Source organism: Vibrio sp. 1288 (assembly GCF_033344475.1).
In genome coordinates this window covers 1-586 of the sequence record NZ_JAWPOX010000841.1, presented here as the reverse complement: position 1 = coordinate 586, position 586 = coordinate 1, and the positions used below count along the sequence as shown (strand labels likewise).

Annotated in this window: 1 protein-coding gene; it reads right to left on the bottom strand. The window is 50.3% G+C overall.

Translation table 11 applies throughout. The annotated features are described in order from the left end of the window. Window positions 1-494, bottom strand: a 494-nt coding sequence (locus R8O11_RS29675; protein WP_318195184.1) for an MATE family efflux transporter, incomplete at its 3' end; no start/stop codon positions are given. Between the last annotated feature and the right edge of the window lie 92 nt (window positions 495-586).

Genomic DNA, 586 nt, shown 5'->3' with positions numbered 1-586 from the left:
GGTTGATGCATGGCACGTAACCCCACCGCCATACTGGCAACACACGCCACTGCGAACATACTGGCTGATGAAATTACCAAGTAGCTTGACCCAAGCTCAATCACCTCTTGGGAATCCGTGGTCAAGCCCATGATTGGCTGCGGGAAAAAGACGAATAAACAAACGGCCAGCGCGGCAAACACCATCGCAATCATCCAAGTCAGCGACGTACTTTGTCTTACGCCAATTTTGTCTCCCGCTCCCCAGTACTGCGCGGTAAGCAGTGCGCCACCCGTGGTCACCCCAACTAACATGATGGTGGTAACAAACGTCGCTCGAGCTGCGACTCCCACAGCGGCAATTTCGGCTTCACCAAGTTGCCCTAGCATCAATACATCGACTAGGCTTCGGCTGGAAAACATAATGCTTTGCAGCGTGATGGGAAGTGCTATTGCGAACAGTCGACGCAAAAAGGCTTTATCTGCGTGAGTTGAAAGTTGAGATAGAAAAGTCACGAGCACTCCAACGACAACTTATTGATAGAATGGGGAAAGTGTCTCATGATTATACCCAGCGGTGATTTTTCCACCAGCAATAAAAGGACGGA